5 protein-coding genes are annotated in these 16342 nt (G+C 67.6%); 4 read left to right on the top strand and 1 reads right to left on the bottom strand.

The genetic code is table 11. The features are described 5' to 3' along the window. Window positions 1-495: 495 nt before the first annotated feature. The 4 genes from ACSNN7_RS09265 (at window position 496) to ACSNN7_RS09280 (ending at window position 14802) form a co-directional block, all read left to right on the top strand. Window positions 496-3651, top strand: a complete 3156-nt coding sequence (locus tag ACSNN7_RS09265) for a DNRLRE domain-containing protein (protein ID WP_436680263.1) — start codon at window positions 496-498, stop codon at window positions 3649-3651. 92 nt (window positions 3652-3743) lie between these two features. Further along, window positions 3744-7253 carry a LamG-like jellyroll fold domain-containing protein gene (locus tag ACSNN7_RS09270; RefSeq protein WP_436680302.1) on the top strand — a complete coding sequence of 1170 codons (3510 nt, stop codon included), beginning with the start codon at window positions 3744-3746 and terminating at the stop codon, window positions 7251-7253. A gap of 83 nt (window positions 7254-7336) precedes the next feature. After that, complete coding sequence (locus ACSNN7_RS09275; protein ID WP_436680264.1) at window positions 7337-14194, top strand: RHS repeat-associated core domain-containing protein; 6858 nt, start codon at window positions 7337-7339, stop codon at window positions 14192-14194. Next, window positions 14194-14802 carry a hypothetical protein gene (locus tag ACSNN7_RS09280; RefSeq protein WP_436680265.1) on the top strand — a complete coding sequence of 203 codons (609 nt, stop codon included), beginning with the start codon at window positions 14194-14196 and terminating at the stop codon, window positions 14800-14802. Before ACSNN7_RS09275 ends, ACSNN7_RS09280 begins: the two co-directional genes overlap by 1 nt. A 77-nt stretch (window positions 14803-14879) precedes the next feature. Here the strand turns inward: ACSNN7_RS09280 and ACSNN7_RS09285 are convergent, their stop codons facing one another. Next, a complete protein-coding gene (locus tag ACSNN7_RS09285) occupies window positions 14880-16007 on the bottom strand; it encodes a GH12 family glycosyl hydrolase domain-containing protein (RefSeq protein ID WP_436680266.1) in 1128 nt (375 codons plus the stop codon). Between the last annotated feature and the right edge of the window lie 335 nt (window positions 16008-16342).

The raw sequence follows: 16342 nt of genomic DNA on the forward strand, positions 1-16342 counted from the left end.
AGAGGGTTGGCGGGGCCTCGTCCAGGCGAATTCGGGCCGGCCCTCCTCGTCGTCTCCGTCCGATGTGCCAGGTGGGCCCCGGGTTCATCGTCCGGGCGATGGCCTCTGCGGTGGACCGTGCCCTCGTGCCGCGCAAGGCCCCGGCCTGTGATGCCATTCCTGGCGCGCTCACCGGAATTGCTCCGCCTCATTAAATCCATTGACTGAACTTCATCCCTCGGGCGTTTCTTTGCGCTTCTTTCGGCTTCGCCGAGGGTGCGGTGCCACGCCCGGCGTGAAGCGCTGCGAACAGCCAAGACTCCACTGTGTGACGGCCGACGCCGATAAGTCCGTCTCACGGCATTCGTCCTCACAGTTCGTGACCACGCTTGTGCGGTGAGCTGCGCGCTCCCTACAGTCCCGGTGCACAGACAACTGGAGACTCACGGGGGAGGGTTCGTGGCACGTCGTAAGACTGCCACCGTCCGTTCATGTCTTGCGGCAGGTGTTGCCGTGATGACGGCGGTCGCATTGTTCGGCATTTCGGGGGAACCGGCGGCGTACCTCGCTGCCGGCCCGGATGGCGTGACGGGTGGCGTGGAGAACAGGTCCGACGAGGCGGTGTCCCTGCGAACCGCCCGTGAGACCGGCAAGCCGGTGCAGGTGAAGAGCCTTACGTCGGAGACGACGGAGGTCTTCGCGCTACCGGACGGACAGTTCCGGGCGGACATCGCCACGGGCATGCAGCGATTCCGCCGGGGCGGTGACTGGGTCCCGGTTGACCTCACCCTCAAGGCGGCGGCGGACGGCTCCGTCGCCCCCGTGGCACACCCCAACGACCTGCGGATCTCCGGCCCGGCCGGTGCCGGCCAGCACGAGCTGGCCGCGGTCGGCACCGGCGCGAACCGGGTGGCGATGGGCTGGTCGGGCGCCCTGCCCGCGCCGGTCCTCGCCGGCAACCGGGCCACCTACGTGGACGCCCGCCCCGGCGTGGACCTCGTGGTCGAGGCGACCCGGACCGGCTTCGAGCAGTTCCTGGTCGTCAAGACCCGGGACGCCGCCGCTCAGGTCGAGACCGTCGCCTTCCCGTTCACCGGCCCCGGCGTCGCCGGGTCGAACCGCGCCAAGGACGGCTCGATCGCGATCACCGACCGGGCCGGCAAGCAGACCGCGCACATCCCCGCCCCGCTGATGTGGGACGCGAAGAAGAACGCGATCACGGGTGGGCCCGCCGCCGAGAAGCCCGTCCGCACCGAGCTGACCAAGCGCGGTGACGCCGTCGAGCTGACCCTCGCCCCGGACCGCGCCTGGCTGCGCGACCCGGCCACCGCGTACCCGGTGACCATCGACCCGACGGTCAACCCACTCGGCACCACCTTCGACACCTGGGTCCGGCAGACCGTCACCACCGACCAGAACCAGGAGCCCGACCTGCAGATCGGTCTGCTGGCCACCACGCCGGCCACCCTCACCCGGTCGTTCCTCACCTGGGACACCACGGTGCTGGCCGGTAAGCAGATCAACTCGGCGACCGTCTCGTTCTATAACTTCTGGTCGCACACCTGCACCCCGACCTCGTGGGAGATCTGGACGACCGCCCCGTCGACCTACACCACGACGTTCACCAACCAGCCCGCCTGGGACACCGTCGGTCCCGACGCCCGGTCCACCGCCACCGCCGGTGGCGGCTCCGGCTGCACCAGCGCCGACGCCTGGGCCAACATCGACGGAAAGACCTTCTTCCAGAAGGCCGCCACCGCCAACAAGACCCGGGCCGGCATGGGCGTGCGGGCCACCGACGAGACGGTCACCGCCGGCTTCAAGCAGTTCCGGTCCCGGGAGGGCGGCAGCGCCGCCGAGGACCCGAAGGCGTCGGTGACCTACAACTCCTGGCCGACCGTCACCGCGCGGGCCACCGTCCCGGCCACGAGCTGCGTGACCGGCTCCGGCCGGCCGACGGTCAACACCCTGACTCCGCAGCTCAAGGCCACCGTCTCCGACGGTGACGGCACCGCCATGACGGTCACCTTCGAGTGGTGGGCGATGAACGCCGACACCCCGATCGGGTCGGCCGTCTACAGCAGCGTCGCCTCCGGGGCCACTGCTGCCACCACCGTGCCGGCGGGCGCCTTTGTCGACGGCGGCATCTACCGCTGGCGGGTCAAGGCCCACGACGGAGTGTCCGGCAGCGACGTCTGGTCCTCGTTCTGCGAGATGCAGGTCTACACCACCGTCGCGCCGACGACCGGCTGCACGGGCGGCACCGAGAGCGACTTCAACGGCGACGGCGTCGCCGACGTCGCGATCGCCGACCCCGAAGCCACCGTCAACGGGCAGGTCCGGGCCGGCCGGGTGAACGTCGCCTACGGCGGCAGCACCACCGTCCACACTCTGCACGAGGGAGTCACCAACGTTCCGGGCGCAGCCGAGGCTGGTGACCGGTTCGGCACCTCGATCTCCGCGTACGACCACAACAACGACGGCTGCACCGACCTCGCAGTCGGCGTGCCCAACCAGGCGGTCAGCGGCCAGCCCTACGCCGGCGCGGTCTACGTGCTGCTCGGCTCGCCCGCGGGCCTGGCCCAGGGGCCGGCCCCGGTGGTCTACCACCAGGACGTCACCAACGTGCCGGACGCGGCCGAGGCCCACGACTGGTTCGGCTACTCGGTGGCCGGCAGCCGCACCGCCGGCGGCGAGCCCTACCTGGTGATCGGCGTGCCCGGTGAAGGGCTCTCCACCACCGCACCCGTCACCGGCGTCGTGCACTACCTGCGCGGCAACCTGAACCTGGCGATGAGCCAGGGCACCGGCACTGGCTTCCCCGGCGGCATTCCCGGCTCGGCCGAGATCGACGACCGTACCGGCTACGCGGTGGCCGCCTCCAAGCACCACTGGGCGGTCAGCTCTCCGGGCGAGGCTATCGGCACCGAGGCCTTCGCCGGAGCGGTGAACGTCTTCAGCCACACGCTGACCAACGGCCTGCCGACGCTCGCCGCCGGGCTGACCCAGGACGCCACGAACGTCTCGAACGTCTCGGAGAACAACGACAACTTCGGCAAGTCGATCTCCATCGCGCCGTACCGGCCGGTGGGCTCGACCGCCAGAGACTCGCTGGTAGTCGTCGGCGTGCCGGGCGAGGACATCACGGTCGCGGCGACGAACACCCCGGCGCCGGACGCCGGCCTGGTGCACCGCTTCCACGTCACCGCCGCCAACACCTACACCGAACTACCCGAGATCACCTACGCGTCCGAGGACGGCGACTACCTCGGCGAGAAGGTCGTGGTGGTGAACACCAACCCGGCCGCCGAAGGCACCAACTCGACGATGTTCATCGCCATCGGCGTCCCGGGCGAGAACATCGGCGACGAGGTCGACGCCGGCCGGGTGCGGATCTTCCCGGCGCTGGCCAACCCGATCGGCACGCCGGTGACGATCGAGCGCAACGGGACGAGCCTGCCGGGCAGCACCCGGGCGCAGGAGATCGTCGGCACGTCGCTCGGTGCGACGTCCCAGCGTCTGCTCGTGGGCACGCCCTACGGCGACGACGCTGTCCACGCGTACACCTGGTCCGCCCTGGCCGGAGGCACCACGACTCCGACGCAGAGCTGGAAGCCCGGGGTGAACGGCCTGCCGACCGGCAACAGCGTCTTCGGGGCGGCGGTCAGCTGATGGCACGCATCAATCCACGCAGTTCAACGGGGGAGGACCTGAGGGTGGCCCGTCGTACGAGAAAGCGGGGCCGGCTCTTCACGCTCGGCCTCATGGTGGGCCTCGCCGGCCTGCTGTCCAGCGCCGCGTTCGTGGAACCGCCGCAGTCGGCGCCGGCCACCGCGCCGGTCGCCGCGGTCGAGGAGAGCCCGGTCCGTGACACCGAGGCCGAGGCGCTGCTCGCGGCCAAGGCGCTCAACCAGTCGGTCGAGGTGCTCGCAGAGCGCAGCGAGTACCGCGACGTGTTCGCCCAGCCCGACGGCACGCTGGTCGCCAACGAGCACACGCAGGCGGTCCGGGTGCTCCAGAACGACGCGTGGGTGCCGGCCGACGCGACGCTCGTGGCCCAGCCCGACGGGACGTACGCGCCCACGGCGGCGCTGCTCAACATGCGGCTGTCCAACGGCGGCACCACGCCGCTGATGGTCGCCGAGCGGGACTCCCGGGTCATGACGCTCACCTGGCCGAACCCGCTGCCGACGCCCACCGTCAACGGCGACCAGCTCGTCTACCCGGGGGTCTTCCAGGACGTCGACCTGGTCGCGTTCGTGACCGTCGAGGGCTTCTCCCACGTCCTGGTGCTCAAGACCCCCGAGGCGGCCAACCTGCCGGAGCTGCAGAACCTGCGGCTCGGCGTCACCGGCCAGGGGCTCACCATCCAGGAGACCGAGGACGGCGGCATCGTCGCCCTCGACCCGGCCACCGGCAACCCGGTGATGGAGGCCGACGCGCCGACCATGTGGGACAGCGGCAGCCAGGAGGGCGGGGAGGCCGTCACCAGCGGGCTGCGCTCGTCCGCCATGGCGGACACCGACACCACCACCGGCTCGGAAGACCCGAACGAGGCGTCCGCCCGGGGCCCCGGTGAGGCCTCGCAGGTCGCCCAGGTCGGGCTCTCCTACTCCCAGGGCGCCCTGAGCCTCACCCCGGACGCCGCCATGCTCGCCGACCCGGACACCACCTACCCGGTGTACGTGGACCCGGTGTGGCAGGGCAGCACCAACAGCGCCTGGGCGATGGTGGACAGTGGCTACCCGTCCGAGGAGTACTGGAAGTTCGACGGCAAGCGGCACGAGCGCATCGGCCGGTGCCCCAGCTCCTGCAACAACTCGCTGGTGAAGCGCCTCTTCTACCGGCTCTCCACGCCGTACGCGGGCACGACGATCCTGGAGGCCAAGCTCCGGGTGACGATGCAGCACGTCTACAACTCCACCGCCCGGGCGGCGGCGCTCTATCTGATGCCGGCGGGCATCGCCACCACCACCAACTGGAGCAACCAGCCCGGTGGCTCCAGTTGGTCGACCGCGACGCACCTGGACACCAACTCGCCCACCAGCGTGCAGTCGACCTGCACCTCCACCAACCAGAACACCGAGTGGGACGCCAAGTCGGCCGTACAGACGGCCGTGGCGAGGGGGTGGAGCAACGTCACGCTCGGCTTGAAGTCGGTCAACGAGAGCGACTCGACGCACACCAAGCGTTTCTGCGACAACGCCGTGCTCTCGGTCCGCTACAACCGGGCGCCGCTGATTCCCAACCAATCCGATCTGCTCCTGTCGCCCGGCGGCATCTGCGCCTACGGCTCCGCCGCGCCCCTGACCTCCGAGGTGCCGCGGCTGGACGCGTTCATCCGTGACCCGGACCACTCGTCCTCCCACACCGAGCAGGTCCAGGCCGAGTTCCGGGTGACCTACACGCCGAACGGCACGTCGACCCCGACAGTTCTCCAGACCAAGACTGGGTTCAAGGCCAGCGGGTCCAAATTCAGCTACTGGGTGCCCAAAACCATCCCGCAGAACGTGGTCATCTCCTGGGATGTCCGTGGTGGTGACGGCGTGAGCTGGGGTCCGTGGAGTTCGGACGGTTCCCGGAACGTATGCCAGTTCACGTTCGATGCGACCAGTCCGAAGGTTCCCGACGTCGATTCTCCGGACTACCTCGCCGACAGCGAGGACACCACTCCCGAGTGCCTCGACGACGAACAGTGGCGTGGCTCCATCGGGGTCGAGGGCGCCTTCACCTTTACTCCTGCGACCGGGGACACCGACGTCACCGAGTACGAGTACACCTTCAATGACGAGCCGGCGGTTCGGGTGAAGCCGGCCACCGCGACCACCCCGGTCACGATCAGGTGGGCGCCGAAGAAGGAGGGTCCGAACAACCTCTTCGTCAAGGCCATCGACCTGGCGAAGCGGCACAGTGCCCCCGCCACCTGCACGTTCCGCGTTGGCAAGCGGCCTCCAGTGGCGCAGTGGCCGATGGCCGACGCGGCAGGAGCATCGCGTGCGGACGACGCCCGGGGCTCGAACGACGCCAGGATCGGCAGCGGCGTCAAGTTCGACCAGCCGGGTTCGCTCGGCAAGTGGGACACTGCCGCCACCTTCGACGGCACGTCCAACGCCTATCTGGTCACCGACAAGTCGGTGCTGACGGATACGGGCCAGAGCTTCTCGATTACAGGGTGGTTCCGGGTCGACGACATCAACCGGCGCCAGGTGGCGGTCAGCCAGGACGGTACCGGCGAGCCAGGTTTCAGCCTCGGCGTCGACCAGGGCACCTGGTTCTTCCGGATGCCTACGAACGATGTCATCAGCCTGGGCGAATGGAAAGTGACCGCGGGTCCGGCGACCACTGACTGGACCTTCATCACGGCGGTCTTCGACGGTCCGAACAAGAAGATCTCTCTGCAGGTCGGTGCAGGTTCTCCAGTCGTCAAGGACCGTCGCTCGCTGGTCCGGGCCCGTGGTGCCCTCCAGCTCGGCCGGCACACCTACAAGGGCGGCGAATACTCCGACTTCTGGAAGGGGGGCATGGCGGACGTATCCGTCTTCGACCGCCCAGTCGTGAGCGAGGACGTGGCCGGCCTGGAGAAGCACAAGCTGGACCGCAAGGGTTACTGGCAGATGAGCACCCAGACGGCCAAGAACACCCCGAACTACGACGCCGGCGGAGAGGCGCTGATCCTCGGGCAGGAGGACAGTCTCGTGCGGAGCGCCAACCCGATCACCGGCATGATGGGCCAGGGGTATCTGCTGTTCAAGGGGCAGAAAGGCCAGTACGCCGAGACGGCCACGCCGCTCGTCGACCCTGCGGGCAGCTTCACCATCACCGCTCGGGTTCGTTTTACAAGCGGCTCACAGAACCATCCGATGACGGCGGTCTCGATCAAGGGTGCCGACAACAGCAGCGTCGCGGTCGTCCGCAGCAATGCCGCCGGGTTCTGGGAGATGGCCGCTACCGCTGACACTGGCGCCGGTGCAGTGTTCAAGCCGGCCGTCCACGGCAACAGCCCGTCTCGGGTGGGCAAGGGCGACCACATTGCGCTGGTCTACAACGGGTACAGCCGTGAGTTCCTGTTCTATCTCAACGGTAAGCCCCGCGCCGTACAGCTCGACAAGCCGCTGCCCGCCCTGAGCAGCATTCAGCTCGGCAGGGCATTCATCAACGGCGTGGATCAGGAGTACCTCTCCGGGGCCATCGACGACGTCCGGATCTACAACGGCGTGGCGGACAAGATCAAGATCGATCGGACCAGCCTGGTCATCGAGCAGCCCAACCTCTGACATCACCGGCGTCGGGGCCGTCCTCCCGGGGACGGCCCCGACGCCTTCTGCTTACCTGTCCAATCAACCCCTGGGGAGGGTGGATGTTCTCCCGACTCCTGGTCGCGTCCGGCGCTATGCAGCGCCGGGTGGTGCGACCGGTGTCCTGGGCGATGGCCGGTGTGATGAGCGTGAGTCTCATCCAGGTGGCCACCGCCCCCGCCTCGGCCGCGGCGGAGCGTAAACGCCCGACGGCCACCGACGTGGGCAAGACCGTGCCCAACCGCGCCCCGCTCGGCGTCAAGCCGCGCAAGGGCAACCCGGCGGCGGACGCCGCCACGACCACTCCCGCCAAGGTCACCTGGCCCGCGGCGGGTGCCACCGAGATCACCGTGCCCGCCGCTCCGGTGACCGCGCCAGCGCAGGCCGGGGCACGCGACTCCGGTAAGACCGCCAAGGTCACCACCGGGCCCGAGGCCACCGCCAAGGCCGGCGGCCTCTCGGTGTCGGTCGCTGCCGTGGCCGCTCCCGCCCCGAAGGCCGGAGCCAAGTCGGTGGCCCCGGCGACGACGCCGGCCATCGCTCCCAGCAAGGTCCGCGTCGAGGTGCTCGACCGCAAGGCCTCCGAGCGGGCCAGGGTCGACGGCCCCCTGGTGCGGATGAACCGCGCCGACGGCCAGCAGACGGCTGGTGACGTCAAGCTCGGCGTCAGCTACGAGGGCCTGGCCGGCGCGTACGGCGGTGACTTCGGCTCCCGGCTGAAGCTTGTGAAGCTGCCGGAGTGCGCGCTGACCACGCCGGAGAAGGCGGCCTGTGCCGCCGAGCCGGTGCCGACCGTCAACGACGCGGAGAAGCGCACCCTGTCGGCGACGGTGAGTGCGGCGTCCAGCGGCACCACCTTCGCGATGATGGCCACCGAGTCCTCCTCGCAGGGCGACTACGGCGCCACGAAGCTCGCGCCGTCGTCGAAGTGGTCGGTGGCCCCGTCCACCGGTGGCTTCTCCTGGAGCTACCCGGTGCGCACGCCTCCGGTGCCGGGTGGCGGAGCGCCGGGCATCACCCTGGCCTACTCGTCGCAGTCGGTCGACGGCCGCACGGCGGCGACCAACAACCAGGGCTCCTGGGTCGGCGAGGGCTTCAACTACGAGCCCGGCCACATCGAGCGCCGCTACAAGTCGTGCTCGGACGACGGCCACGACCAGTACGTCGACCAGTGCTGGGCGTACGACAACGCCACGATCCTGCTCAACGGCAAGTCCACCGAGCTGGTGAAGAGCGGCAGCACCTGGAAGTTCGCCACCGACGACGGCTCCAAGGTCGAGCGGTCCACCGGCGCGGACAACGACGACAACGACGGTGAGCACTGGAAGGTCACCACGACCGACGGCACCGAGTACTACTTCGGGCTGAACAAGCTCCCCGGCTGGGTCACCGGCAAGGAGACGACCAACTCCACCTGGACGGTGCCGGTCTTCGGTGACGACGCCAACGAGCCCTGCAACAAGGCCACCTTCCTGGAGTCGTACTGCGACCAGGCGTGGCGGTGGAGCCTCGACTACGTCAAGGACCGCTACGGCAACGTCAGCTCGTACTACTACGCCCGCGAGACGAACCACTACGCCCGGTCCAAGAAGACCGACGTCAACGGCGTGCCCTACCACCGGGGCGGCTACCTCAAGCGGGTCGACTACGGGCAGCGGCACAACGCCGTCTACACCACCAACGCCCCGGCTCGGGTGCGGTTCGACGTCAAGGAGCGGTGCCTGCCGACCGGGACCATCGACTGCGACCCGCAGGACCTGACCACCACCACCGCGCCGTACTGGCCGGACGTGCCGTTCGACCGCAACTGCAACGCGAACATCAAGTGCAAGCTCGACCAGATCAGCCCGACGTTCTGGACCCGTGCGCGGCTGACCGGCATCACCACCGAGATCCGCGAGGGCACCGGCTGGACCCCGGTCGACAACTGGAAGCTCGACCACCTGCTCACCGACAACGGTGACGGCTCCCGCACGCTCTGGCTCCACAAGATCACCCACACCGGCATGTACGGCGCCGGCGCGGACATCGCGATGCCGTCGGTGGAGCTGGGCGGCCTCCAGCTGCCGAACCGGGTGGACCGGGACAACGACAACATCGGCCCGCTGGTCCGGTTCCGCCTCGCCACGGTCTGGACGGACACGGGCGGCCAGATCGACGTCAACTACGCCACCCCGGACTGCACCGCCAGCACGTTGCCGACCGAGGGCAACAGCACCAAGCGCTGCTACCCGGTGAAGTGGAACCCGCTCGGCACCGGCGACCCCATCACGGACTGGTTCTTCAAGTACGTGGTCGCCGCGGTCATCGAGACCGACCGGACCGGCGGCGCGCCGGACATGGTCACCAAGTACAACTACCTCGACGGCGCCGCCTGGCGTAAGGGCGACCCGGACGGGATCGGCGACCCGAAGGACCTCACCTGGAACGAGTGGCGGGGCTACGGCAAGGTCGTCGTCACCGTCGGCAACGGCCAGACCCAGACCACCAAGACCGAGTACCGCTACCTGCGCGGCATGCACGGCGACAAGATCCCGAGCAGCACGAGCACCCGGGACGTCCGGGTGACCGACTCCGACGGCGTCGAGCACATCGACTACGACCAGTTCTCCGGGCACCAGTTGGAGAGCACGGTCTACAACGGCGCGGCGGTGGTCAGCCGGAACATCGCCACCCCTTGGCGGCACAACACCGCTACCGAGTCGCACACCTGGGGCGACAAGAAGGCCTGGTTCACCAACACCTCGGCCACCCGCAGCTTCGTCGCGCTGGCCGGAGGAGGTTTCCGGGAGACCAAGAACGTCTCCACCTTCGAGACGACCTTCGGCCGCGTCACCCAGACCGAGAACCTCGGCGACGTGAACGTCACCGGTGACGAGGCCTGCAACCGCACCACGTACGCCGACAACGCGACCGTTCACCTCTACAGCCTGGTGGCGCGCACCGAGTCGGTGTCGGTGGCGTGCTCCGTCACGCCGGACCGCAAGACCCAGGTCATCTCCGACAACCGGACGCACTACGACGGCAAGGCCTTCGGGGTGGCGCCGACGTTCGGCAACCCGACCAAGTCGGAGCGACTGAAGAGCCACGACGGCACCACCGCGACCTACATCACGGCCGCGTCGGGCACCTTCGACTCGTACGGCCGCCCGAAGACGGCGACCGACGCGATGGGACAGACCACCACCACCGACTACACCGAGACGAACGGTCTGACCACCAAGGTGGTCGAGACCAATCCGCTCGGCCACCTCACCACGACGGAGTACGCCCCTGCCTGGGGAAGCCCGATCAAGCAGACCGACCCGAACAACCTGGTCAGCCTGCTGGAGTACGACCCGCTGGGCCGGCTGACCAAGGTGTGGATGCCCGACCGCACGGGTGCTGCCGGGCTCGACCCGAGCATCAAGTACACGTACCTGATCCGCACGGACAAGCCGGTCGCAATCAAGACCGAGAAGCGGCAGAACGACGGCACCTACAGCGTCGAGTACAAGCTGCACGACGGCCTGCTGCGTCCGCGCCAGGTGCAGACCGAGGGGCCGAACGGCACCCGCATGGTCGCCGACACCATGTACACCCCGACCGGCAAGCTCGACCGGACGTACGCGACCTACAACGCCGCGGGCGCGCCGACCGACACCATCTTCCCCGCCACCGTGGGCGAGGTGGAGGGCCAGACGTTCTACGTCTACGACGGGGCGGACCGGGTCACGGCGGAGATCACCTCCGTCGCGGGCAACGAGAAGTGGCGGACCACCACCACCTACGGCGGTGACCGCACCTCGGTCGACCCGCCGCAGGGCGGCATCCCCACCACAACGATCACCAACGCCCTGGGGCAGACCACCCAGCTGCTGCAGTACAAGGGCACCGGCCCGACGGGCACGTTCGACAAGACGGAGTACACCTACACCCCGTCCGGTCAGGTCGCCACGGTCAAGGACCCGGCCGGCAACGTCTGGAAGCACGAGTACGACCAGATCGGCCGCAAGGTCAAGTCGATCGACCCGGACGCCGGCACGTCGACGATCACGTACGACAACCTGGACCGGGTCACCAGCACCACCAACGGCGTGGGCGAGAAGATCAGCACCACCTACGACCAGATCGGCCGCAAGATCGCCACCTACAAGGGCGAGGCCGAGACCGGTGTGCGGCTCACCAGTTCGATGTACGACCTGGAGATGCTTGGTCAGCTCTCCTCGACCAGCCGTTGGGTCGGGGACGAAGAGTACGCGACCTACTACACCGCCTACGACGAGTTCTACCGGCCGCACGCCACCTACTACCAGGTGCCGCAGCACGCCGGTACCGAGCTGGCCGGGATGTACAGCTTCGCCACCGAGTTCAACGAGGACGGCACGGTCCGAGCGGTGGGCATGTCCGAAGGTGGTGGTCTGCCGGTCGAAAGCATCGCCTATACCTACGACAATCTGGAGCGGCTCACCGCCACCACGGGTGATGTCCCCTACCTCACCGACGTCGACTACTCGACCACTGGTGAGGTCATCCAGACCGAGGCGGCGCTGGGCGCCAACAAGGTCTGGTCGACCTACCGGTATGAGCAGGGTTCGAAGCGGCTGACCAACCTGCGGCTGGACCGCAGCGGCGCACCGGTCATCGACCTCGACGCCAACTACACGTACGACGCCTCCGGCAACATCCTGCGGATCTCTAACACCCCGTCGGGAACCCGGGACGTTCAGTGCTTCACCTACGACTACCTGCGCCGCATGGAGCAGGCGTGGACGTCGGCGAGCACCGCGACGGACCCGTGTGCCGGCGGACCGTCGGTGACAGGTGTCGGTGGGGTGGCTCCTTACCACCACGCATACACGTTCGACCTGACCGGCAACCGTAAGACGGAGACGCAGTACGGCACCGACGGCAGCACGCTGATCAATCGGGCGTACACGTACCCGACGGCGGGCACGGCGCAGCCGCACACGCTCCGCCAGATGACCGAGACCACCCCGCAGGGTGACCGTCTCTACTCCTACGAGTACGACGCCGCCGGCAACACCAAGCGGCGAACGAAGGTCGGCGAGGACCAGAACCTGGTCTGGGACGCCGAGGGCAACCTCGAGTCGGTCACCGACGCCGCCGGCAAGAAGACCAGCTTCTTCTACGACGTGGACGGCTCCCGCATGCTCCGCAAGGAGCCGAACGCGACGACCCTCTACCTGCCGGGCATGGAGATCCGGCTCAACCACACCACCCGGGCCACCGACGCCACGCGTTACTACTCGCTGCCGGGCGGTGGCACGGTCGTCCGCAAGCTCAACGGCCTGTTCTACGTGGCCTCCGACCACCACGGCACTGGCCAGGCGACGGTCGACGAGACCGGCGCAATCACGCACCGGCGCACCACGCCGTTCGGTGAATCCCGAGGTAACCCGCCGGCACCAGGGCAGTGGCCGACCGAAAAGGGCTTCGTCAACGGCAACCTGGACTCGACCACGGGTCTGGTGAACATCGGGGCCCGCGAGTACGACATCGTCACCGGTCGGTTCATCTCCGTCGACCCGATCATTGACAACGGCGATCCGCAGCAGATGAACGGGTACGCCTACGCCAACAACAACCCGATCTCGTTCTCCGACCCCGACGGCCTGAAGGCGTGCTCTGACGACGCCTGCGGTCCCGGTGCGGACTACGAGGACATGTACGGCAACTACCACAAGGTCAAGGGGCACAACGACGGTTGTGGGGGTTGCTCGGGCGCGTACGACCCGGACGAGCCGACCAAGAATGTCTGGAACAATCCTCGCGCCAGTGAGGCTGACCGCCGAGCGGCTCTCGCAGCTGCTGTGGAGAAGGAGCGGCAGGCGCGAATCGCGCGAGCCAAGCAGAAGATTCTCGACTCGGCTAAGGCCTTGGCGAAAATTCTCGCGGACGAGTTGGGCATCACCGATGCACTCAGCTGCTTCACGCAGGGTGACTTGGGTGGCTGCTTGGCGACAGCCGGCAACATCGCGGGTGCCATGCTTGGCGGCGTCCTCGGGAAGCTCGCCGTACGGTATGGCGCTCCATGGAAGTGGAAAAAGCTAGCCAACCTCACCACTAAGGTCAAGGGCCTACTTGGCGACCTCGTCGATGGAGCGAAGAGCCTTCTCAATAAGGGCTGCCACAGCTTCGCCCCGGGCACGGTGGTCCTCATGGCTGACGGGTCCACCCGGCCGATTGAGAAGGTGAAGCCAGGCGACAGGGTCCTGACCGCCAACACCATCAAGGGGAAGCAGGAGTCGCACTCTGTTGTCGCGACTCACATCAACCGCGATGTTCTCCTGACCGACCTGATTATCTCAGTCGGTGCGCAGCGGAAGGCTCTGGAAACCACCCAGAACCATCCTATCTGGAGCCTCAGCCGCAACGACTGGGTGGAGGCCGGCAAGCTTCGACTGGGCGAGAAACTGCGGATGCTCGACGGGTCCTCTGCCGACGTCGTGGCCGCACGCTCCTACCTCGGCGCCAAGCGAATGTACGACCTGACGGTCGACGTCACTCACACCTACTTCGTCGGGGTAGGCACCGGCTCGGTCCTCGTCCACAACAACAACGAGATTTGTGACGTCCCCACCCTGAAGGGTTATGCCAAGCAAATTCGTGAGGCAGGCGACAGTCCCCATGCAGTCAACGGCAGAGTGATCGCGGTGGGTCAGGACGAGGCTGGTAACCTCACTGTCGGCTCGAGTAACGGCCTCGATGCTGGCATGAGGAACATGGCCAAGAAGCTCAATATCAGAGTTGTAAAGGACCACAAAGGTAACCACGCGGAGGAGGACCTCTTGGTGGACAACCAAAACTTCTTCGATCCACCACTCAAGCGTGTGGCGAGTGACAATCAGGGTGCATGCGGCCCGGATAGGCATGATTGTGCTGGTCAGATGGATGCTTTAGGGATCGAGCACAACTGATGGCCAATTTTGATCTCGATTCGACAATCCAACACCTTGCTCTCTCCCTCGAGCCGCTCTCGTCGCGTGCAAGGTCGGCTCTGTTCGGAGCCTGCGCCGAGGCGTTGGCGCCGCTGCTCGATGATGTCGAGCAGCGGACCTCAGCAAAATGGTCCTTCCCGGACGTCCGGATTGCGCTCGACCTTGTCAGGGATCATGTTGTGGGCGGTGCGCCGCAAGGTGACCATACTGAGCTGCGGCAGCGCCTGCTGGATTCGGTGCCGAACGGCCACGAGCTGGACTCGCCGTGGAGCACTTACGCGCAGGATGCCTTGATATGTGTGGACGCTGCGGTAGTTGCGGCTTCAGTCGCGGATGGTGACTTCAAACCAATTTGGATCCAGTACGCGATTGAGCCCATGGTTGTCTCCCTGGATGTTCAGGGGTACGACGTGGAATTCGCTCCCGTTCCAGTGGGGGGCAACGAACTCCAGGCGCAACTCGATCGAGCCGTCGAGTTCTTGCAGGCGGCTACCTCCAGGCTGGTCGATCCGTTGACGGTCGACCGATCCAGCTACGCGGCGCTGGTCAAAGAAGCAAGCATTATTCGGCCGGCCGTGCTCGGATAGCAGTCAGTGGCAATATCGGAGAAGTGAGGAGGGGGACGTGACGCATTGTCACGTCCCCCTGCTGCTACGAAGGTGTTTCAGGCGCGCGAGCAGGCGACCCCGTTGAGCGAGAAGCTGGTCGGCGACGAGTACGCCCCGCTCAACGTCCCCTGATACCCGAAGTTCGCGGTACCCCCCGGCGCGATCGACCCGTTGAAGCTCACGTTCCGCGCACTCACCGCCGACCCGCTCTGCGTGACCGTCGCGTTCCACGCATTGGTCACCTGCTGCCCGGCCGGCAAGCTGTACGTCAGGTTCCACCCGTTGATCGTGCTGGACCCGCGATTGGTGATCGTCACGTCCGCCGTGAACCCGTTGTTCCACACGTTCGGTGTGTACTTCACCGCGCACCCACCGCCCGTCGGCGGCGGCGTGGTCGGCGCAGGCGTGGTCGGCGGCGGGGTGGTGGAGCCGCCCCCGTTCACGCTGGCCGAGAAGGAGTTCACGGCCAGCCCCACGCCGCCCTGCCACGGCTCGAAGCCGGCCTGGATGCTCGTCAGATACCAGCTGCTGGTGATCGCCCCGCGGTTCTTCACGTCGTTGATGAAGTCCAGCACGCTGAAGTTCATGCTCGTGATCGGCGACGGCGCGACGTACGAGATGACGTTGTTGGAGCCGTTGCTGCCCCGCCAGACCTCCCAGGTCCGGCCGACCAGGGTCGTCGTGCCGACCGGCGAGCCGATGGGCTGGATCGAGCCCTGCCGGTTGAGCCAGATCATGATCTCCATCTGGTTCACCCCGTCCCGCTTGGGCGTGGGGTCGAGCCAGATGTCGTACGAGGCGTTGTAGGTGGCCCCGCTGACGTACTTGTAGTTGATGCTGCTGGTGGCGCTGCTGATCGAGCTGACCTGGATCGGCAGGTTCGTGCCGGGGGAGCAGTTGGTGTAGTGGCAGCCGACGAAGACCGACGGGTACGACACCGGCGCGCCGTTGGTCGGCGAGGAGCCCTGCTGGGTGGTGATCTCGAAGCCGGTGCTGGTGACGTTGATGCACTGCTGGGCGGTGGTACCCCAGCGGTTGTTCTGCACCACGTACCGGATCACCGTGGAGCCGTACTGCTCGCAGATCTGGGTGTCGGCGGAGGCGGTGCCGCCGAACGCGACGGCGACCAGCGATCCGGCGGCCAGCAGGCCGGCGGCGGCGATGGCGCGGAGTGGACGTTTCATCATGCTCCTCGGGACGCCGGCGTGGGGGCGCCGGACGGGACGGGGGATACGCTCGGGAGCGCTCCCATGTTCATTCGACACATTTACATGTCTGCAACATCAGTGCAACCGAAGCGGTTCAGGAAGAAGGCCCGGGACGGGGGGAGGAAGGTGCGGTGGAGCTGCCACGCCACCTGCGGGTAACGGGACCGTGACGGGGTGAAGCCGCAGGTCAGCCGGGGAGTGGGAGGCGTCGGCGCGCCGGGGGATGGCAGGTCGGCCGGGCGGTGACAAGAGTCCTTTACGCGAATGGCGATGCGGGTCCGAGGATCGTTCACGCCAGGGCCGATCAGGCC

It is taken from the genome of Micromonospora sp. URMC 105, from assembly GCF_051386295.1.
In the GTDB taxonomy this organism is placed as follows: domain Bacteria; phylum Actinomycetota; class Actinomycetes; order Mycobacteriales; family Micromonosporaceae; genus Micromonospora.

Excerpts from the sequence above, each read along its gene's own strand:
- ACSNN7_RS09265 (WP_436680263.1), top strand. The coding sequence starts at position 496 with ATGACGGCGGTCGCATTGTTCGGCATTTCGGGGGAACCGGCGGCGTAC.
- ACSNN7_RS09270 (WP_436680302.1), top strand. The coding sequence starts at position 3,744 with ATGGTGGGCCTCGCCGGCCTGCTGTCCAGCGCCGCGTTCGTGGAACCG.
- ACSNN7_RS09275 (WP_436680264.1), top strand. The coding sequence starts at position 7,337 with ATGTTCTCCCGACTCCTGGTCGCGTCCGGCGCTATGCAGCGCCGGGTG.
- ACSNN7_RS09280 (WP_436680265.1), top strand. The coding sequence starts at position 14,194 with ATGGCCAATTTTGATCTCGATTCGACAATCCAACACCTTGCTCTCTCC.
- ACSNN7_RS09285 (WP_436680266.1), bottom strand. The coding sequence starts at position 16,007 with ATGAAACGTCCACTCCGCGCCATCGCCGCCGCCGGCCTGCTGGCCGCC.